A 19049-nucleotide genomic window follows, 5' to 3' on the forward strand; every position below is an offset into this window, starting at 1 on the left:
GGAAACCCGCCTGTTTTTCAGCGCGCTACATAGCTCGCGCTTCTTTTTCTAACGGCCGAAGATACAGATAGGACTCGTAAACATGTCTAAAATTTTTGATTTCGTAAAACCTGGTGTTATCACTGGTGATGACGTTCAGAAAGTGTTCCAGGTAGCAAAAGAAAACAACTTTGCACTGCCAGCAGTAAACTGCGTGGGCACCGACTCCATCAACGCCGTTCTGGAAACCGCTGCGAAAGTTAAAGCACCGGTTATCGTTCAGTTCTCCAACGGTGGCGCAGCATTCATCGCAGGTAAAGGCGTGAAAACTGACGTTCCTCAGGGTGCAGCAATCCTGGGCGCAATCTCTGGTGCGCATCACGTTCACCAGATGGCTGAGCACTACGGTGTTCCGGTTATCCTGCACACTGACCACTGCGCGAAAAAACTGCTGCCGTGGATCGATGGCCTGCTGGACGCGGGTGAAAAACACTTCGCTGCTACCGGCAAACCGCTGTTCTCTTCTCACATGATTGACCTGTCTGAAGAGTCTCTGCACGAAAATATCGAAATCTGCTCCAAATACCTGGCGCGCATGTCCAAAATGGGCATGACCCTGGAAATCGAACTGGGTTGCACCGGTGGCGAAGAAGATGGTGTGGACAACAGCCACATGGACGCTTCTGCACTGTACACCCAGCCGGAAGACGTTGATTACGCGTACACCGAGCTGAGCAAAATCAGCCCGCGTTTCACCATCGCCGCTTCCTTCGGTAACGTACACGGCGTTTACAAACCAGGTAACGTGGTTCTGACCCCGACCATCCTGCGTGATTCTCAGGAGTATGTGTCTAAGAAACACAACCTGCCGCACAACAGCCTGAACTTCGTCTTCCACGGTGGTTCCGGTTCTTCTGCTCAGGAAATCAAAGACTCCGTAAGCTATGGCGTAGTGAAAATGAACATCGATACCGACACCCAATGGGCGACCTGGGAAGGTATTCTGAACTACTACAAAACCAACGAAGCTTACCTGCAGGGCCAACTGGGCAACCCGAAAGGCGAAGACCAGCCGAACAAGAAATACTACGATCCGCGCGTATGGCTGCGCGCTGGCCAGACCAGCATGAGCGCTCGTCTGGAGCAGGCTTTCAAAGAACTGAACGCGGTTGACGTTCTGTAATTTGATGCAGCATGATTGATAAAAGGCTTCCTCCGGGAAGCCTTTTTTTTGCTGGAAAAACAAAGCATTATTATGAAATACACGTCCCTTTTTTCCCTGCAAGGATCTCTGGCGCATCTTTCAGCGCGCCAATAAACGCCGTATTGCCTGTTTGCGTTACAAACTGAATGACCGCAGCGGCCTTTGGCCCCATCGCCCCGTCCGGTGCGGCGAACGGCGCCAGTTCTGCCGGGGTAACGTGACGTAAAGCGCGCGCCTGTGGCGTACCCCAATTTTCATACACCGCATCGGCATCGGTCAAAATAAGCAAATGATCAGCGCTGATTGCCTTAGCCAGCACGGCCGCGGTCAAATCTTTATCAATTACGGCTTCAGTACCCTGATAACCGCCCCCTTTTGCAATGACCGGAATCCCACCGCCTCCGCAGCAAATCACCAGATGCCCGTCATCCATTAGCGTATGGATCGCCTCACTATCGATAATTTTTAAAGGGGTGGGTGAGGCAACCACGCGGCGGATGTACTGGCCGTCAGCCTTCATTTGCCAACCATAGCGTGCCTGAAGCTCGGCTTGTTGTTCTGGCGGATAAACGGGCCCGATATATTTGCCCGGCGATGCAAACGCAGGGTCATTCGGATCGACTTCTACACGAGTCATCAGCGTGGTGACCGGGCCGCTGCTGCTGGCGGTAAGCTCCTGCGCAATCGCAAAGCCGATCATTCCCTGACTTTCGGCAACCAGGATATCCAGTGGCCAGGCTGGCGCATCCTGATAGGCGGCATTCTGTAAGGCCAGTAGTCCGACCTGCGGGCCGTTACCGTGAACGATCACCAACTGATAATCACGCGCCAGCTGGGCCACCATTTGGGAAAAGAGTTGGATACTTTTCTGTTGATTCTCGGCACTGAGAATCTCACCACGTTGTAATAACGCATTGCCCCCAAGGGCAATGACCAGTTTCTTTTTCATTGTTGCCTCACAAAATAGATGATGTCGCGCTCAATATAGTTTTTCTATTTCTATTCGTTGTGACGGCGATAATGATTTAATTATCGCGAAAAATAACTTGTCAATCACCGATGTTTTAATTGCTTTTATAAAACTAAATTTAAAAATGATTATTAGACTTTTTTTAATAATTACGCGGTGAGTTACCAGGAATTTATAACAATGGTTTTAGTGTGACTTTGCTCAAATGAAAAGAGGGTTAACCCCGATATGGTTAAGTCAGTTTAAACATCAAGCCTCCTGACAGAGGCATTCAGCGGTAATGATTACCGGGAGTTCACTTATGTCTGATTCATGTGAAGTGACTGATGTCACAAAAAGAAAAGGAATACCGGCCTGGTGGGTCACTGTATTTCTGTTCTGGCTGGGCTGGATTTTCATGTATGCCGACCGTACCGTTCTGAATCCGGTAATGGGGGAACTGGAAAAAGAGTTTGGCTTAACAGGAACACAGTTGGGTATTCTTAATTCCGTATTCTATTTTTCCTACGCCTTATTGCAGGTACCCGCGGGGATCCTTGGCGATAAAATTGGTAAGAAAAAGGTTCTGGTTCCGGGATTTATTTTATTTGGCGTCTTTACTGCGGTAACAGGCTGGGCAAAAAGCTGGTACACATTGCTGTTTGCCCGCGTGGTAACCGGGGCGGGCGAGGGAACCTATTACGGCCCGCAATATGGCCTCTCTTCCGAGCAAATTCCAAAGAAATTCCGCTCGCTGGGTAGCGCCATCATTAACAGCGGTATGGCGTTTGGTATTGCGCTGGGCCTGATGACCTCAAGCTGGCTGGTCTACGATCAGGGCCATTCCTGGCGGATGCCGTTTTATGCGATGGCAGTGCCCTCCGTGCTCGTCGGACTGGCCATCTGGTTTTTTGTTAAAGAGAAAAAACGCACAGCGGCTGTTGACGGTAAGCCCGTTCAGAAAGGTAAGTTTAGCGATCTGCTGAAAAACCGTAATTTGATTCTTACCTATATTATGGTGTTCTGTAGCTTGTTCGGTTTCTTCGTCATACTGACCTGGCTCCCTTATTATTTGCAAAATGAACGTGGTATTGCGGGTAGCGAAACAGGCTTTATTTCTTCACTGGTTGCGTGGATCTCTATCCCAGGTGCGCTGTTATTCTCCAGTCTATCGGACAGATTAGGAAAACGTAAGCCATTAATTATGTTCCTGGTGCCGGTTGCCATTCTCAGCATGCTATCCATCGTCTGGATGCCAAATATGACCGGCGTTGTTGTGGCCCTGTGCGTTTATGGTCTGGTGGGTAAACTGGCGCTTGACCCGGTATTGGTCGCACTGGTTGCTGATAGCGTAGATGAAAATAATTACAGCACCGCCTTTGGCTTATTTAATTTCATCGGTATGAGTTCATCAATTCTTGCACCGATTATTGCTGGTGCAGCACGTGATATGACCGGAAGTCTGGCCTCCAGTTTTTATGTTTCAGCCGTCTTATTGGCTATCGGCCTGGTTGCCATGCTGTTTTTAAAAGAAAAACGTACATAAGAGGTAGCGGTAATGATTTACGCCTTTATTAAAAAGGGAAGTTTTCAGGACTCCGTCAGCCTGATGATTATTTCCCGCAAACTGAGCGAACGCCCGGAAGTGGATCAAGTGTCGGTAATGATGGGCACGCCCGCAAATAAATCAATGCTGGAATCTACCGGTTTCTGGCATGACGATTTCGCGGATGCCACACCCAACGATATTTGTGTGGCGGTGCGCACTGAAACAGAACAACCGGCGATTATGGATTTAATTCGTGAGCAACTGGAGAAAGAACTTAGTGCCATTGCCAATGCTTCAGGTAGCTCGCAGCAACTACTGAAAGCCCGACGCTGGGAAAGCGCGTGTCAAAAATTGCCGCAAGCCAATTTGTTGCTGGTCTCGGTAGCGGGAGAGTACGCCGCCTCGGTGGCGAAAGAGGGCCTGCTCGCAGGCAAAAACGTGATGTTGTTTTCCGATAACGTCCCGCTGGCGCAAGAGGTGGAGCTGAAAACCCTGGCGCGTGAGCGTGAACTTATCGTCATGGGCCCAGACTGTGGTACCGCGATGATAGCCGGGAGCCCGCTGGCCTTCGCAAACGTGCTGCCGAAAGGCGGGATTGGCGTGATTGGCGCATCGGGCACGGGGATTCAGGAGATCACCTCGCAGGTGGCACTGCATCAACAGGGCATCAGCCATGCGATTGGCCTCGGCGGACGTGACTTAAGTGCCGATGTTGGCGGCATTAGCGCGTTAACCGCGCTTGAGATGCTGGCTTCTGATGAGGCCACTCAGGTGATTGCATTTGTTTCCAAGCCTCCGTCACCGCAGGTTCGCACGCGAATTATTGCCGCGATGCAGAACGTCGGGAAGCCCGTCGTGGCACTCTTCCTCGGCAGTAAGCCGGAACAACGCCGAGAAGGGAACGTCTGGCTGGCGAACTCGTTGTCGGAAGCCGCACGTCTGGCGGTATTGCTCATGCGGGTCGCACAACAGCGACAGATTCAACCGGAAGTGGCGGGCAAAGGCATTTATGGGCTGTACGCCGGGGGAACCCTGGCAGCGGAAGCCGCAATGTTGCTCTCTGCCGGGTTAAATGTGCCGGTGAGTGAAAGCCACGCGCAAGGCGTGATGCTGGATGCTGGCGGCCATCGAATTGTTGATTTGGGGGATGACAGTTACACCCTCGGCAGGCCGCATCCGATGATTGATCCAACCACCCGCAGTATCGAAATCGAAAAACTGGCCGCACTACCGGATGTTGGCGTGCTGCTGCTGGATGTGGTGCTCGGCTACGGAGCCTGTGAAGACCCGGCGGGAGCGGTGGTTGAAACCCTGGAACAGGTACGCACACGCCGTGCCGCGCCGCTGGTGACCATCGCCACCCTGACGGGCACGGATGGCGATCCGCAGGGGCGTGCCGCGCAAAGCGAAAAACTCCAGGCTGCGGGCGTTGCGGTCGTCGAGACGTTAGAAGAGGCGATTCTGCTGGCTATCAGCCTGACGCATCATCAGGAAAGCCGTCCGGCAGAAAAACAGTATCCGTTGCTGGATGGCGTGCAGGTTATTAACGCCGGTTTACGCAGCTTCGCGCTGGATCTGCAAAGCAGTGGCACACCCGTTGTGCACTATCAGTGGGCGCCTGTTGCCGGTGGTAACGCGCATCTTGCCAGTCTTCTCAAACAGTTACGTTAAGTTAGAGGTACGGATATGTATTCATCTATTGCACAGGCTAACGAAGCCATCATTGAACGCATTAAAGCGGCCCGCCCGCATTGGGTGGCTGTTCGCCCCGCTAAGGAAGTCGTTACGACGCTGGCATCAGGCCGCAAACTGCTTCACGCCGGGCCGCCAATTGCCTGGGAAGAGATGACCGGGCCAATGCGTGGTGCCTGTATTGGGGCATCACTGTTTGAGGGGTGGGCTGCCTCGGAAGAAGAGGCCGTGCGCTTGCTTGGTCAGGGTGAGGTCGAGTTCATCCCTTGTCATCATGTGGGGGCCGTGGGCCCGATGGGGGGCATTACTTCCGCAAATATGCCTGTTCTGGTGGTCAAAGATGTAGTCCATGGCAATCACGCTTGCTGCAATCTGAACGAAGGCATTGGCAAGGTGATGCGTTTTGGAGCCTACGGTGACGACGTCCAGCAACGTTTGCGCTGGATGCGCGACACGCTGGCCCCGGTACTTCAGGATGCGATTGGCAAGCTGGAAAACGGCGTCGATCTCACCGCGCTGATGGCGCAAGCCATCACCATGGGTGATGAATTCCATCAGCGAAATATCGCCGCCTCTTCGTTACTGTTGCGTACACTATCGCCAGTGATCGCGGGTCTGGATCGCCCCAAAGCCGAAGTGATTGAGGTATTACAATTCCTGAGCGTGACCGATCAGTTCTTCCTGAACCTGGCGATGGCTTACAGCAAGGCGGTGATGGATGCCGCGGCGGTGATTAAAGCGGGCTCGGTGGTGACGGCGATGACGCGCAATGGTCGCGAATTTGGTATTCGCGTGAGCGGTACCGGCGATCGCTGGTTCACCGCGCCGGTCAACACGCCGCAGGGGCTGTTCTTCACTGGTTACAGTCAGGCCGATGCAAACCCGGATATTGGTGATAGTGCGATCACTGAAACGCTGGGTATTGGGGGTGCGGCGATGATTGCGGCACCGGGCGTAACCCGCTTTGTTGGCGCAGGAGGCATGGGCGCGGCGCTGGAAACGTCGGAAGAAATGGCGGAGATCTACCTTGATCACAACCCGCTATTCCAGATCCCTTCCTGGGATTTTAAAGGGGCGTGCCTGGGGCTGGATATTCGCCGCGTCGTGGAAATGGGCATTACGCCGCTGATTAACACCGGTATCGCACACCGCGAGGCGGGTATTGGTCAGGTTGGCGCGGGCACCGTACGCGCACCGCTGCTTTGCTTCGAAAAAGCGCTGGAAGCGCTGGCGGAGTTGCACCACATCACCGCGTAACAAAAACAGGGGCGGCGCTGCCGCCCCGGAGTGCCGCTGATGAAAATCATTAATGCTCTGGCGAGTTCCGGGCTATCTCATTTACCCGATGGCGAATGGACGTTGCACAGCCGCTTCTCACAGGCAATAAACTACTGTCGCCCGGATGGCGAGTTGTTAACGCTTTTCCGTTTCGGCAAAGGAATGGGCCCGGTGGGGGTATTGCTTTCAACCCGTCACTTTGCAGACTGTTTTCACCTTTCGCGAGTTATCAAGCAGGGCAATTTGCTTTGGGGAGGGAGTATTCTGATTCGCCCACGTCGCGTGCTTTCACTCACCCCAGAGGTAGCCGAACTCAGGCAGGATAACGTGCATGTCTCGCCTCATCTGAGTGGTTTGTGCGGCGCGCTGAATCAGCCACTGGCAGCCATGCCGATTTTTGACCGTTTTACGCAGGAACTGGAACGCTGGCAAAACGGTGAAATGCCGAACTGGTCATGGTTGATTGGCTGCGGCCCCGGCCTGACGCCAAGCGGTGACGACATGCTGGTGGGGGCGCTTGCTATACTTCACGCGGCAGGTCTTGCCTCACCGCAGCGTCCATTTTTACCCCCGGCGGATCAACTCGCGCATCTCACAACGTCGGTAAGCTGTCGCTATCTTAACAGCGCACGTCACGGCACGTTCTCAACGCCAGTGTTAAGGTTGCTACGGCGATGGCAATCTATACGCAACGCACAGTTTGCGGTTCAGCGTTTGCTGAACGTTGGGCACACGTCTGGGGCGGACATCTTGTTGGGAATGGCGATGGCGCAACAGGGGTTGCGGCAGAGGGAATCAAGGAGAGTGCATGCTCGATCAGGAAACAATTCGTACGTTTATTCGGGTCGCTGAGACGGAGAGTTTTTCTCGTGCGGCCAGCTCGCTGCATAAAACACCGGCAGCGATCAGCTATCGCATTAAAACCCTGGAAGAGCAGGTCGGCACGCAACTCTTTTTACGCACCACTCGCTCCGTCAGCCTCACCCGCGCCGGGCAGCATCTGCTTGAACACTGCCGTCAGTGGCTCAACTGGCTGGATGCCATGCCGGATGAGCTACAGCAAATAAACGCGGGCGTTGAACGGCAGGTGAATATTGTAATCAATAATCTGCTTTATCAACCGCAAACCACCGCAGACCTGCTCACCTGGCTGCATCAACAGTTTCCTTTTACTCGTTTTCAGATTTCGCGTCAGGTCTATATGGGCGTGTGGGACTCTCTGCTGTATGACGATTTTCAACTGGCGATAGGCGTTACGGGGTCGGAATCGCTTTCTAATAACATTTCATTGCTGCCGCTGGGCGATATCAGCTGGCAGTTTGTGGTGGCGGCCACCCATCCTCTTGCCACTCATCCCGCCAGGCTGCTGCCGGATGATGTGCTGCGGCGTTATCCCGCCATTAATATCGAAGATACCTCCCGAACCCTGACGCGGCGGGTGGCATGGTTGCTGAGTGGGCAAAAAGAGATCAAAGTGCCCGATCTCAGTACTAAGCTGGCCTGTCATTTAAGCGGCCTTGGGGTCGGTTTTCTGCCGGAACGGATGTGCCGCCCCTATGTGGAATCGGGAGCGCTGGTGGCCCGCGAGGTTGTTCATCCGCGCCAGCCTTCACCGCTTTCAATCGCCTGGAAGAATGCTGGCAGCGGCAAGGTGGTGAGCGAAATTGCAGAAGTCTTTAAGCAGAGAAACGCGTTAGTGAGCGGCTTCCTGCGTATGGTTGATCGCCCTGCTGGAATCTGAATTACCGTCCATACATTCCCTGAATCATATTGAAAAATGGCATATTTGATGCTTTTTGTTTACCTTTAAAGAGTCATTTTTCGTGAGAGCCAACTCACACTTTTTTATTTTCGGGGAGTTTGAATGGAAGATTTAAACGTTGTCGACAGCATCAATGGGGCGGGCACCTGGCTGGTTCGCAACCAGGCGCTGTTGCTCAGTTATGCCGTGAACATCGTCGCGGCTATCGCGATTATCATCGTCGGGATGATCATCGCGCGTCTGGTTTCTAACACCGTAAACCGTTTGATGCGCGCGCGCCATATTGACGCGACCGTCGCCGATTTTCTTTCCGCGCTGGTCCGTTACGCCATTATCGCGTTTACGCTGATTGCCGCGCTGGGACGCGTGGGGGTTCAGACCGCATCGGTGATTGCAGTACTGGGTGCCGCGGGTTTAGCCGTAGGTCTGGCGCTGCAAGGTTCGCTCTCTAACCTGGCGGCTGGCGTATTGCTGGTGATGTTCCGTCCGTTCCGTGCGGGCGAGTATGTAGATCTCGGCGGCGTGGCCGGTACTGTGCTGAACGTGCAGATTTTCTCCACCACCATGCGTACGGTCGACGGCAAAATCGTGGTGATCCCGAACGGGAAAATCATTGCCGGCAATATCATTAACTTCTCGCGTGAGCCGGTGCGCCGTAACGAATTTATCATCGGCGTGGCGTATGATTCGGATATCGATCAGGTGAAATCCATTCTCACCAATATCATTCAGTCCGATGAACGTATCCTCAAAGATCGCGAAATGACCGTGCGTTTGAATGAGCTGGGCGCATCGTCAATTAACTTTGTGGTGCGCGTCTGGAGTAACAGCGGCGACCTGCAAAATGTGTACTGGGACGTGCTGGAACGCGTTAAACGTGAATTTGATGCCGCCGGTATTAGTTTCCCGTATCCGCAAATGGACGTTAATTTCAAACGCGTGAAAGAAGACGCGTAATAACATTTCCTGCCGATGGCGGAGCGTGGCTCCGCCATTATTAGCCTTCCTAATCAGTGATTAAAATTATCAATTTCCGCTAATGATTATCCCGCGCTATAGTCTGCCGTAAACAGACACCGCTCAGGATAATACCACGTGATATCTTACTATTTTCAAGGGCTTGCGCTTGGTGCAGCCATGATCCTTCCGCTCGGGCCACAAAACACTTTTGTGATGAACCAGGGCATTCGTCGTCAATACCACATCATGATTGCGCTGCTGTGCGCCGTTAGCGATCTGCTGCTCATTTGCGCAGGTATTTTTGGCGGCAGCGCGCTGCTGATGCAGTCGCCGTGGCTGCTGGCGTTAGTCACCTGGGGTGGCGTCGCGTTTTTGCTCTGGTATGGCTATGGCGCATTAAAAACTGCCATGAGCAGCAATCTGGAACTGGCCAGCGCCGAAGTGCTGAAGCAGGGACGTTGGAAAATTATCGCCACCATGCTGGCGGTGACCTGGCTGAATCCACATGTTTATCTCGATACGTTTGTGGTGCTGGGCAGTCTTGGCGGCCAGCTTGATGTCGAACCTAAGCGCTGGTTTGCGCTCGGCACCGTGAGCGCCTCGTTCCTCTGGTTCTTTGGCCTGGCGCTGCTTGCTGCCTGGCTGGCGCCACGCCTGCGCACCGCCAAAGCACAGCGTATTATTAATACTCTGGTCGGTGTGGTGATGTGGTTTATCGCCTTCCAGCTGGCGAAAGAGGGTATTGGGCATGTTCACGCCTTGTTCAACTAAGCGTTGTCCGATGGACTTTCACATCTGAAGCGCTAAGCTTGGATGCGAGTCCCTGTATTTTTGGGTGATAACGTAACATGGAGAGACGACAGTGAAGTTTAAAGTGATGGCGCTGACAGCATTAATGGGTTTGAGCGCGATGTCGGTACAGGCGAATGAATTACCTAACGGCCCGCATATTGTCACCTCCGGTACGGCCAGCGTAGACGCGACCCCGGACATTGCCACTCTGGCAATTGAAGTGAATATTGCGGCAAAAGATGCGGCGACGGCCAAGAAGCAGGCAGATCAACGTGTGGCGCAGTATCTCTCCTTCCTGGAGCAGAATGGCGTGGCGAAGAAAGATATCAGCTCGGCTAATCTGCGTACTCAGCCAGATTATGACTATCAGAATGGCAAAAGCATTCTGAAAGGTTATCGCGCGGTGCGTACCGTTGAGGTGACGCTGCGTCAGTTGGATAAGCTTAATTCACTGCTGGATGGCGCGTTGAAAGCGGGCCTGAACGAAATTCGTTCCGTGTCGCTGGGCGTGGCTCAACCGGATGCCTATAAAGATAAAGCGCGTAAAGCGGCGATTGATGATGCGATTCATCAGGCTAAAGAGCTGGCTGCTGGCTTTAACAGCAAGCTGGGGCCGGTTTACAGCGTGCGTTATCACGTGTCGAACTATCAGCCGAGCCCGATGGTTCGCATGATGAAAGCCGATGCCGCGCCGGTATCAGCGGAAGAAACTTACGAACAGCCAACCATTCAGTTTGGCGACCAGGTAGATGTGGTGTTTGAGCTGCAACCGGCTCAGGCGCAGTCTCAGCCAGCAACGCCTGCGAAAGCGCAGTAATTGTTGATATGCCGGATGGCGCTGCGCCATCCGGCGTTTACCTTTAATCCTGTCGTAGTACCCGACGCCCGTAGGCCAGCAGCGCATCCGTCACATTACGCATCATGCGGCTTTCCGGTGCAAAGCGGTGCCAGTAGAGCATCCGACGCTGGAAGAGCCCTGGCGTCAAATCGATAAGCTCACCTGAAGCCAACTCTTTCTCAATCTGCAAATGCGGGATCATGCAGCAGGTTGTGCCCTGACGCGCGAGTTGCACAAACGCTTCTGAGGAGTTCACGATATGACACGGCACGCTGCCCGGCGGCAAATCAAAGTTTTGCTGCAGGAAGGCTTGATGCATATCGTCGAGATGGTCAAATGCCACGGCAGGGGCTTTGAGCAGCGCTGAACGCGTCACGCCATTTGGGAAGTAGCGTTCTGCGAAGGCTTTCGAGCCGACAAACAGATAGTCCAGCGCGCCCAACTGATCGACCAGGCAGCTCGGTAGCGCCTGAGGTTGAATACTTACCGCGCCAACCACTTCGCCGCGACGCAAACGCTCTTGCGTACGGGTTTCATCCTCAACCTGCAAATTCAAACGGATAGGCGAGTTGACCAGTACATCCGCGAGTGCCGGAAGCAACCAGGTTGCCAGACTGTCGGCGTTGACCGCCAGCGACAGCAGCAGCGGCGTTGAACCCGTTTGTTCATCGCCCAGCCACTCATCTTCCAGCAGTTCAACCTGACGCAGCAACGCCAGCAGCTTTTGCCCTTGCTCTGTCGGGCGTGGTGGAACGGTTCGCACCAGCAACGGTTGCCCGAACATATTTTCCAGTTGTTTAATTCTCTGCGACACGGCTGATTGGGTGATACAAAGCTTTTGCGCTGCGCGCTCAAAGCCGCGTTCCCGAATAACCGCATCCAGCGCCTGTAATGTTCTGTAGTCAGGACGTTTCATTGCGTTGAGGGGCTCCTCTAAAATCGTTATCTCGCACTATGACATAAATTGCAGGCAGATACAGACGAAATTGGTGCCTGGCGCAATGCGACAACCTGCGCATATGTTCTATAATGCGCCAAATATCATTACAGCACGGGCAATAATCATGACGCAGGATGAACTGAAAAAAGCAGTAGGCTGGGCGGCGCTTCAATATGTACAACCAGGCACCATCGTCGGTGTGGGTACGGGTTCTACCGCCGCGCACTTTATCGATGCGCTGGGCACCATGAAAGGGCAGATTGAAGGCGCGGTATCCAGCTCGGATGCTTCCACCGAGAAACTGAAAAGCCTGGGAATCACCGTTTTTGACCTCAATGAAGTTGACCGTTTGGGTATCTACGTTGACGGTGCGGATGAAATCAACGGCCACATGCAGATGATCAAGGGCGGTGGCGCGGCGTTGACGCGCGAAAAGATTATTGCCTCGGTGGCTGACAAATTTATCTGCATCGCCGATGCCTCTAAGCAGGTTGATATTCTGGGTAATTTCCCGCTGCCGGTTGAAGTGATCCCGATGGCGCGCAGCTGCGTGGCACGCCAACTGGTGAAGCTGGGCGGTCGTCCGGAATACCGTCAGGGCGTAGTAACCGATAACGGCAACGTGATTCTGGACGTACACGGTCTGGAAATTCTTGATGCCATCGCGCTGGAAAACGCCATCAATGCCATTCCAGGCGTGGTGACCGTAGGATTGTTCGCCAACCGTGGGGCTGACGTGGCACTCATTGGTACGGCTGATGGTGTGAAAACTATCACGAAATGATCTGACTGGGGGAAGCGCAATTCCCCCAAAATTTTTTACCTGCCCGATTTTGGTGACTTGTGTCACATTTCATAAAACCACTTCATTAACATCCCATTTAATTTCTTATGCATAGCATTTTATTCTGACATTGCGCCCTGCGTGAAATTTCCGCATGACTCACACGCAAACGTTTAGATTGCCGCGATAGTTTTTTTTGATATGTTGCTTAGGTGAACTTTCGTTCATCACAACATGAGTAAAACAGAGACAGGGCGGGGAAATGGCTAAGGTATCACTGGAAAAAGAGAAGATTAAATTTCTGCTGGTAGAGGGCGTACATCAGAAGGCGCTGGATAGCCTTCGTGCAGCAGGTTACACCAACATCGAGTTTCACAAAGGCGCGCTGGACAGCGAACAACTGAAAGAGTCTATCCGTGATGCCCATTTCATTGGCCTGCGCTCCCGTACGCATCTGACCGAAGAAATTTTTGAGGCAGCGGAAAAACTGGTGGCGGTCGGGTGTTTCTGTATCGGCACCAACCAGGTTGATCTGAAAGCGGCTGCCAAACGCGGCGTGCCGGTCTTTAACGCACCGTTCTCGAACACCCGTTCCGTGGCCGAGTTGGTGATTGGCGAACTGCTGCTGCTGCTGCGCGGCGTGCCGGAAGCGAACGCCAAAGCACACCGCGGCGTGTGGAATAAGCTGGCGGTGGGCTCGTTCGAAGCACGCGGTAAAAAGCTGGGTATTATCGGCTACGGTCATATCGGCACGCAGTTGGGCATCTTGGCGGAATCGCTGGGGATGCATGTCTTCTTCTATGACATCGAAAATAAACTGCCGCTGGGCAACGCGACGCAGGTTCAGCATCTTTCCGATCTGTTGAATATGAGCGACGTGGTGAGTCTGCACGTGCCGGAAAACGCCTCCACCAAAAACATGATGGGCGTAGAAGAACTGGCGCTGATGAAGCCAGGTTCACTGCTGATTAACGCCTCTCGCGGCACCGTTGTGGATATCCCGGCGCTGTGCGATGCGCTGGCGCGTAAACACCTGGCGGGGGCGGCGATCGACGTCTTCCCAACCGAACCGGCGACCAACAGCGACCCGTTCACCTCGCCGCTGTGCGAGTTTGATAACGTGATCCTGACGCCACACATCGGTGGCTCAACGCAGGAAGCACAGGAAAATATCGGCCTGGAAGTGGCGGGTAAACTGGCTAAATATTCTGATAACGGCTCAACCCTTTCTGCTGTGAACTTCCCGGAAGTGTCGCTGCCAATTCACGGTGGCCGTCGTCTGCTGCACATCCATGAAAACCGTCCTGGTGTGTTAACCGCGATTAACCAGATCTTCGCTGAGCAGGGCGTCAACATTGCAGCACAGTACCTGCAAACCACACCGCAGATGGGGTATGTGGTCATCGATATTGAAGCGGAAGAAGACGTGGCGCAGAAAGCGCTGCAAAGTATGAAAGCGATTCCGGGCACGGTTCGCGCACGTATGCTGTTCTGATTCCTTTTATCTCACGGGCGGGCCGATGGCCTGCCCGTTCTTTCCCGCTCATTTGCCGCTGTTTTCCATTCTGAAACGTATGTAACACCCTTTGCGAAGCGAGTCGTAAAAGGCAACTAAAGCCGCGCGACGGCGTTTTTGCGTGCGTAAGAAAGATTAGGATAGGGGCAGCATGGTGCTAAAACGGGAAAGCCCCTACCGAAGCAGGGGCTCAAAGGAGAAGGGGTATGATGAAGTTAGTCATCATCCTGGTTATTCTGTTGATGATAAGCCCGCCAGCTTTCTAAACAGAGTTCCAGAGGGAGGAGCAATCCTCCCTTACCCTTACTCACTAAATTAGGTCAAAGAATCAGCAAAGTCAATCGGGGTGGAGTCGGAAGCTTCGCCCTACCACGCCCAAATTTTCGACGGTGTCACCACTGCTGGCAGCGGAACATCCCACTCTTCAACCGGCAGCCGATCCACCAACTGACAATCGTGCGCGTAGCCTACCGGGCTAATGCCATGCTGTTGCCAGTTTTGCAGTGTGCGATCGTAAAAACCGCCGCCCATACCCAGTCGTTGCCCTTGTTCATCAAAAGCCACCAGCGGCGTAATCAGTACATCCAGTTCACTCAGGGGAAGAACATCGCGCACATCCAGCTTGGGTTCGTGAATGTTCAGACGGTTAATCACCAGTTCGCTGTGCGGGTGGTAGTGCAGGAACAGCAGATTTCCCGGACTGAAAGGATGAAGCACCGGTAGATAAACACGTTTACCCGCTCGCCAAAGTTGCTCTATTAGCGGTTGGGTATTGAGCTCGCCATCAAAGGAAAGAAACAGCGCCACCGTATGGGCCATCACTAGGGGCGGATACGCCATCATGCGCGTTGCGGCCTGTTCGCCGTAATCAATTTGCTGTTGTTCTGTGAGCGCGCGACGACGTTGCCGAATCATCTTGCGGATGTCTTGTCGGGAGAGAGCGAGTTCAGGAAGTTGTGTCATAGGGGGTAGTGGTAAAAGAAGGGGAATCTCCGAGATGCCGCCGCAGGCTGTAACCCTTGAACCCTTGGTTCAAGGTGAATGTGTCGTCACAGTTTTAAGGCTTCTCGGACGGGCCGAGCATGCTCACCAACCATGGAGCGCCACATTCTTGTGGTATGAAATATCGGCTCAGGGGACTGGCCCGCTTGCGAACATCTCAGAGAAATTTTGTCTTCACAGTCACTCTACCACAGTAAACTGCAAAGTGTTATTCAAAGTTTTGCCCCGACTTTTCGGAGGTGCGACCCTGGTCAAGCAATGCTTGCTCAATGGTCTGCTGAAGCATCCGAATGCGCTGCTCCATACTGGAAGCGTAGTCGCGCGTCTTGGACTTTTCCTGAGTTAACTCATAGCTGATGTTCAACGCGGCGATGAAAACCAGCTGCTCAGTATTTGTGACTCTAGTGCGTTCTTTCAGATCTTGCAACCGCTGATTCAGATCGTCCGCAGCCTGATTCAAAGCATCCCTTTGTTCAGGCGGGCAATTCACGCGAAGCGAACGGCCAAAAATGTGAATATCGACGGGTTCTGCAGACATGCCACCTTCCTGCTGATTGACTGCGCGGCCTTCACACCCAGGATGCGAAGGGGCGACACTATAGCTACCCTGGTATGAACATACAAGCCCTTTTCTGGTATCACCAGGGTCCAAAGTGGTAGCATACCATGAATATTCCTCCCAACGATGATGAATGCGCATGTCTATACAGAACGAAATGCCTGGTTACACCGATGTGAACCAGTTACTGAACCAACAAGGGGTAGGCCTGACGCCTGCGGAAATGCATGGCCTCATCAGCGGGATGCTCTGTGGCGGGAACAGCGACAGCTCATGGCAGCCGCTGCTTCACGACCTCACCAACGAAGGGTTGGCGTTCGGTCACGAGCTGGCTGAAGCGCTACGCACCATGCACGCGGTGACCAGCGATTCGCTGGAAGACGACGGTTTTCTTTTTCAGCTTTATCTGCCTGATGGCGACGACGTTAGCGTGTTCGAACGCGCCGACGCGCTCTCTGGTTGGGTGAATCACTACCTGCTGGGGCTCGGCGTGTCGCAGCCGAAGCTGGATAAAGTGAAAGGCGAAACCGGGGAAGCAATCGACGATCTGCGTAATATCGCGCAACTGGGCTACGACGAAGACGAAGACCAGGAAGAGCTGGAGATGTCGCTGGAAGAGATCATCGAGTATGTGCGCGTTGCGGCGCTGCTGTGCCACGATACCTTCACGCGTCCACAGCCGACTGCGCCAGAAGTGCAAAAGCCGACGTTACACTAAACATTATTGATTGTCGCAGAATAAGGAGATGTCATGACACAGCAAGAGTTTCTCCGTCGCCGCCAGGCACTGCTGGCGCAAATGCAGCCAGGCAGCGCGGCGCTGATTTTTGCCGCGCCGGAAGTCACCCGTAGCGCGGATTCCGAGTATCCCTATCGCCAGAGCAGCGATTTCTGGTACTTCACCGGTTTTAACGAGCCGGAAGCCTTGCTGGTGCTGATTAAAAGCGATGACACTCACAATCACAGCGTATTGTTTAACCGTGTACGCGATCTGACAGCGGAGATCTGGTTTGGTCGCCGGCTGGGGCAGGATGCGGCTCCGGAAAAACTGGGCGTAGATCGCGCGCTGGCCTTCAGTGAAATCAATCAGCAGTTATTCCAGTTGCTCAACGGTCTGGACACGATTTATCACGCGCAGGGCGAATATGCCTGGGCCGATGAAATCGTCTTCACTGCCCTGGACAAACTGCGCAAAGGTTCGCGCCAGAATCTGGTGGCTCCATCCACGGTGATTGACTGGCGTCCGCTGGTGCACGAAATGCGCCTGTTCAAATCGGAAGAAGAGATTGCCGTAATGAGTCGCGCCGGCGAAATTACCGCACTGGCCCACACGCGCGCGATGGAGAAATGCCAGCCGGGCATGTTCGAATATCAGCTCGAAGGGGAAATTCTGCATGAATTTACCCGTCACGGTGCGCGTTTCCCCTCTTACAACACGATTGTTGGCGGCGGCGAAAACGGCTGCATTCTGCACTACACCGAAAATGAATCTGAACTGCGCGATGGCGATCTGGTGCTGATTGACGCCGGTTGTGAATACAAAGGCTACGCCGGTGATATCACCCGTACCTTCCCGGTGAACGGCAAATTTACCCCGGCGCAGCGCGCCATTTATGACATCGTGCTGGAATCGCTGGAAACCTCGCTCAAACTCTATCGCCCAGGCACCTCTATTCAGGAAGTCACCGCTGAAGTGGTGCGCATCATGATTACCGGCCTGCGCGATCTGGGTATTCTGCACGGTGAAGTCGATGAATTGATCGCGGAAAACGCCCATCGTCCGTTCTTTATGCATGGCCTGAGCCACTGGCTGGGGCTGGATGTACACGACGTTGGTGTTTACGGTGTGGATCGCTCGCGCGTGCTGGAGCCTGGCATGGTGTTGACCGTCGAGCCGGGCCTCTACATCGCGCCGGATGCGGACGTACCCGCGGAGTATCGCGGCATTGGCATTCGTATCGAAGACGATATTCTGATTACCGCAGACGGTAACGAAAATTTGACCGCCTCGGTGGTTAAACGCGCGGACGATATTGAAGCGCTGATGGCGGCGGCGCGTCGCTTATGAGCCTGATTATTGTTGGTGGCGGGATGACCGGCGCGACGCTTGCGCTGGCGGTATCGCAAATGACCGGCGGGCGCTTGCCCGTGCATCTGATTGAAGCGGCGGAAGTGGATTCTCTGCAACATCCGGGCTTTGATGCCCGGGCGATCGCGCTGGCGGCAGGCACGTGTCAGCAACTGGCGAAAGTCGGTATCTGGCAGGCCATCGCCAGCTGCGCGACGGCAATCAACACCGTCCATGTCAGCGATCGCGGCCATGCCGGGTTCGTTACGCTGGAAGCAGAAGATTATCGCTTGCCTGCTCTGGGCAACGTGGTGGAACTGCATGACGTCGGACAACGCCTTTTCGCGCTGCTGCGTAAAGCGCCGGGTGTTACGTTGCATTGCCCGGCGCGTGTAGCCAGCGTTAATCGTACTCAGGATGCTGTGAGCGTCACGCTGGAAAGCGGCGAGACGATCAGCGGGCAGATGCTGGTGGCCGCCGACGGTTCGCGCTCGGCGCTGGGTGAACAGTGCGGCATTAGCTGGCAACAGGAGCCGTATCAACAGCTTGCGGTTATCGCCAATGTCACCACCGCCGTGCCACATCAGGGGCGCGCGTATGAACGTTTCACCTCGAATGGCCCGCTGGCGATGCTACCGATGTCACAAGGGCGTTGCTCGTTGGTGTGGTGCCATGCGCTGGAGAATCGTGACGAGGTGATGGGCTGGTCGGACGAACGTTTCTGCAATGAACTCCAGCAGGCGTTTGGCTGGCGTTTGGGGCGCATTACCCAGGCTGGCACACGCCATGCGTATCCGTTGTCTCTCACCACGGCGACACGTGCGGTATCACACCGTCTGGCACTGGTGGGCAACGCGGCACAAACGCTGCATCCGATAGCCGGTCAGGGCTTCAACCTTGGTCTGCGTGACGTTATGTCGCTGGCGGAATTGCTGGCGCAGGCGTTTGACGCGGGCCAGGATATTGGCAGCTATGGGCTGCTGTGTCGTTATCAACGTCAGCGTGCGGATGATAAAGCCGCCACCATCGGCGTGACCGATGGTTTAGTGCACCTGTTCGCCAACCGTTGGGCCCCGCTGGTTGTTGGGCGTAATGTCGGTTTAATGGCGATGGAATTATTCACCCCGGCACGCGATGTGCTGGCGCAGCGTACGCTGGGCTGGGTAGCCCGTTAAGG

At 54.2% G+C, this 19049-nt stretch carries 19 protein-coding genes and 1 other RNA gene; 15 read left to right on the top strand and 5 right to left on the bottom strand.

Annotated features, from left to right (window positions below; genetic code table 11):
- Window positions 1-82 precede the first annotated feature (82 nt).
- Window positions 83-1162, top strand: coding sequence for a class II fructose-bisphosphate aldolase (gene fbaA / locus ACOXYR_RS02460; RefSeq protein ID WP_108475841.1), 1080 nt, complete (start codon window positions 83-85; stop codon window positions 1160-1162).
- A 70-nt stretch (window positions 1163-1232) separates the two neighbouring features.
- Here the strand turns inward: fbaA and ACOXYR_RS02465 are convergent, their stop codons facing one another.
- Window positions 1233-2132, bottom strand: a complete 900-nt coding sequence (locus tag ACOXYR_RS02465; RefSeq protein ID WP_421356022.1) for a carbamate kinase — start codon at window positions 2130-2132, stop codon at window positions 1233-1235.
- Between the two features lie 322 nt (window positions 2133-2454).
- On the opposite strand from ACOXYR_RS02465, the gene ACOXYR_RS02470 reads away from it, so the two are divergent.
- From ACOXYR_RS02470 to ACOXYR_RS02505, 8 genes are all read left to right on the top strand, one after another.
- Entirely contained in the window at window positions 2455-3678 is a 1224-nt protein-coding gene (locus ACOXYR_RS02470; protein WP_108475843.1) for an MFS transporter, read from the top strand.
- A gap of 12 nt (window positions 3679-3690) precedes the next feature.
- Window positions 3691-5352 carry an acyl-CoA synthetase FdrA gene (locus tag ACOXYR_RS02475; protein WP_421356023.1) on the top strand — a complete coding sequence of 554 codons (1662 nt, stop codon included), beginning with the start codon at window positions 3691-3693 and terminating at the stop codon, window positions 5350-5352.
- A gap of 15 nt (window positions 5353-5367) precedes the next feature.
- Window positions 5368-6630: a YlbE family protein gene (locus ACOXYR_RS02480; RefSeq protein ID WP_421356024.1), complete on the top strand. Its 1263-nt coding sequence runs from the start codon at window positions 5368-5370 to the stop codon at window positions 6628-6630.
- Window positions 6631-6669: 39 nt separating this feature from the next.
- Window positions 6670-7503 carry an oxamate carbamoyltransferase subunit AllH family protein gene (locus ACOXYR_RS02485; protein ID WP_421356025.1) on the top strand — a complete coding sequence of 278 codons (834 nt, stop codon included), beginning with the start codon at window positions 6670-6672 and terminating at the stop codon, window positions 7501-7503.
- Complete coding sequence (gene allS, locus ACOXYR_RS02490) at window positions 7460-8392, top strand: HTH-type transcriptional activator AllS (RefSeq protein ID WP_189623876.1); 933 nt, start codon at window positions 7460-7462, stop codon at window positions 8390-8392. The genes ACOXYR_RS02485 and allS overlap by 44 nt, the downstream gene beginning before the upstream one ends.
- 123 nt (window positions 8393-8515) lie before the next feature.
- Entirely contained in the window at window positions 8516-9370 is an 855-nt protein-coding gene (locus ACOXYR_RS02495; protein WP_108475848.1) for a small-conductance mechanosensitive channel MscS, read from the top strand.
- A gap of 138 nt (window positions 9371-9508) precedes the next feature.
- Window positions 9509-10144, top strand: coding sequence for an arginine exporter ArgO (gene argO, locus ACOXYR_RS02500; protein WP_421356026.1), 636 nt, complete (start codon window positions 9509-9511; stop codon window positions 10142-10144).
- Between the two features lie 91 nt (window positions 10145-10235).
- Window positions 10236-10982 (top strand): oxidative stress defense protein, encoded by a 747-nt coding sequence (locus ACOXYR_RS02505; RefSeq protein ID WP_113857766.1) that lies wholly within the window; start codon window positions 10236-10238, stop codon window positions 10980-10982.
- A gap of 43 nt (window positions 10983-11025) precedes the next feature.
- Here ACOXYR_RS02505 and argP read toward each other — a convergent pair whose 3' ends face one another.
- On the bottom strand, window positions 11026-11919 hold the full coding sequence (gene argP, locus ACOXYR_RS02510) for a DNA-binding transcriptional regulator ArgP (RefSeq protein ID WP_015963109.1): 894 nt from the start codon (window positions 11917-11919) through the stop codon (window positions 11026-11028).
- A gap of 148 nt (window positions 11920-12067) precedes the next feature.
- Between argP and rpiA the strand changes: the two genes are divergently transcribed.
- The 3 genes from rpiA to ACOXYR_RS02525 all read left to right on the top strand — a co-directional run bounded on the left by rpiA (window position 12068) and on the right by ACOXYR_RS02525 (window position 14509).
- Window positions 12068-12727 carry a ribose-5-phosphate isomerase RpiA gene (gene rpiA, locus ACOXYR_RS02515; protein ID WP_108475851.1) on the top strand — a complete coding sequence of 220 codons (660 nt, stop codon included), beginning with the start codon at window positions 12068-12070 and terminating at the stop codon, window positions 12725-12727.
- Window positions 12728-12989: 262 nt separating this feature from the next.
- Window positions 12990-14222 carry a phosphoglycerate dehydrogenase gene (gene serA, locus ACOXYR_RS02520; RefSeq protein WP_108475852.1) on the top strand — a complete coding sequence of 411 codons (1233 nt, stop codon included), beginning with the start codon at window positions 12990-12992 and terminating at the stop codon, window positions 14220-14222.
- A 227-nt stretch (window positions 14223-14449) separates the two neighbouring features.
- Complete coding sequence (locus tag ACOXYR_RS02525) at window positions 14450-14509, top strand: type I toxin-antitoxin system Ibs family toxin (RefSeq protein ID WP_113857820.1); 60 nt, start codon at window positions 14450-14452, stop codon at window positions 14507-14509.
- A 100-nt stretch (window positions 14510-14609) separates the two neighbouring features.
- On the opposite strand, the gene ACOXYR_RS02530 is transcribed toward ACOXYR_RS02525, so the two are convergent.
- From ACOXYR_RS02530 to zapA, 3 genes are all read right to left on the bottom strand, one after another.
- Complete coding sequence (locus ACOXYR_RS02530) at window positions 14610-15206, bottom strand: 5-formyltetrahydrofolate cyclo-ligase (protein ID WP_108475854.1); 597 nt, start codon at window positions 15204-15206, stop codon at window positions 14610-14612.
- A gap of 22 nt (window positions 15207-15228) precedes the next feature.
- Window positions 15229-15412: non-coding RNA, 6S RNA (gene ssrS, locus ACOXYR_RS02535), on the bottom strand.
- 41 nt (window positions 15413-15453) lie between these two features.
- Window positions 15454-15783, bottom strand: a complete 330-nt coding sequence (gene zapA / locus ACOXYR_RS02540) for a cell division protein ZapA (RefSeq protein WP_015963113.1) — start codon at window positions 15781-15783, stop codon at window positions 15454-15456.
- Between the two features lie 160 nt (window positions 15784-15943).
- Between zapA and ACOXYR_RS02545 the strand changes: the two genes are divergently transcribed.
- Genes ACOXYR_RS02545 through ubiH form a run of 3 tightly spaced genes read left to right on the top strand, consistent with a single transcriptional unit; the run spans window position 15944 to window position 19047 of the window.
- Window positions 15944-16522, top strand: a complete 579-nt coding sequence (locus ACOXYR_RS02545) for a YecA/YgfB family protein (RefSeq protein ID WP_144052225.1) — start codon at window positions 15944-15946, stop codon at window positions 16520-16522.
- Window positions 16523-16555: 33 nt separating this feature from the next.
- Window positions 16556-17872, top strand: a complete 1317-nt coding sequence (gene pepP / locus ACOXYR_RS02550; RefSeq protein WP_421356027.1) for a Xaa-Pro aminopeptidase — start codon at window positions 16556-16558, stop codon at window positions 17870-17872.
- Window positions 17869-19047 (top strand): 2-octaprenyl-6-methoxyphenyl hydroxylase, encoded by a 1179-nt coding sequence (gene ubiH / locus ACOXYR_RS02555; protein ID WP_189623879.1) that lies wholly within the window; start codon window positions 17869-17871, stop codon window positions 19045-19047. The genes pepP and ubiH overlap by 4 nt, the downstream gene beginning before the upstream one ends.
- Window positions 19048-19049: the final 2 nt, after the last annotated feature.

Origin of the sequence: Pseudocitrobacter faecalis, from assembly GCF_965231525.1 — a bacterium.
In the GTDB taxonomy this organism is placed as follows: Bacteria; Pseudomonadota; Gammaproteobacteria; order Enterobacterales; family Enterobacteriaceae; genus Pseudocitrobacter; species Pseudocitrobacter faecalis.

Bases quoted from the DNA above. Each gene is read 5' to 3' on its own strand.
- allS (WP_189623876.1), top strand. From the start codon at position 7,460: ATGCTCGATCAGGAAACAATTCGTACGTTTATTCGGGTCGCTGAGACG.
- fbaA (WP_108475841.1), top strand. From the start codon at position 83: ATGTCTAAAATTTTTGATTTCGTAAAACCTGGTGTTATCACTGGTGAT.
- ubiH (WP_189623879.1), top strand. From the start codon at position 17,869: ATGAGCCTGATTATTGTTGGTGGCGGGATGACCGGCGCGACGCTTGCG.
- serA (WP_108475852.1), top strand. From the start codon at position 12,990: ATGGCTAAGGTATCACTGGAAAAAGAGAAGATTAAATTTCTGCTGGTA.
- argP (WP_015963109.1), bottom strand. From the start codon at position 11,919: ATGAAACGTCCTGACTACAGAACATTACAGGCGCTGGATGCGGTTATT.
- ACOXYR_RS02475 (WP_421356023.1), top strand. From the start codon at position 3,691: ATGATTTACGCCTTTATTAAAAAGGGAAGTTTTCAGGACTCCGTCAGC.
- ACOXYR_RS02465 (WP_421356022.1), bottom strand. From the start codon at position 2,132: ATGAAAAAGAAACTGGTCATTGCCCTTGGGGGCAATGCGTTATTACAA.
- ACOXYR_RS02485 (WP_421356025.1), top strand. From the start codon at position 6,670: ATGAAAATCATTAATGCTCTGGCGAGTTCCGGGCTATCTCATTTACCC.
- rpiA (WP_108475851.1), top strand. From the start codon at position 12,068: ATGACGCAGGATGAACTGAAAAAAGCAGTAGGCTGGGCGGCGCTTCAA.
- ACOXYR_RS02545 (WP_144052225.1), top strand. From the start codon at position 15,944: ATGTCTATACAGAACGAAATGCCTGGTTACACCGATGTGAACCAGTTA.
- ACOXYR_RS02530 (WP_108475854.1), bottom strand. From the start codon at position 15,206: ATGACACAACTTCCTGAACTCGCTCTCTCCCGACAAGACATCCGCAAG.
- zapA (WP_015963113.1), bottom strand. From the start codon at position 15,783: ATGTCTGCAGAACCCGTCGATATTCACATTTTTGGCCGTTCGCTTCGC.
- pepP (WP_421356027.1), top strand. From the start codon at position 16,556: ATGACACAGCAAGAGTTTCTCCGTCGCCGCCAGGCACTGCTGGCGCAA.
- ACOXYR_RS02470 (WP_108475843.1), top strand. From the start codon at position 2,455: ATGTCTGATTCATGTGAAGTGACTGATGTCACAAAAAGAAAAGGAATA.
- ACOXYR_RS02480 (WP_421356024.1), top strand. From the start codon at position 5,368: ATGTATTCATCTATTGCACAGGCTAACGAAGCCATCATTGAACGCATT.
- ACOXYR_RS02495 (WP_108475848.1), top strand. From the start codon at position 8,516: ATGGAAGATTTAAACGTTGTCGACAGCATCAATGGGGCGGGCACCTGG.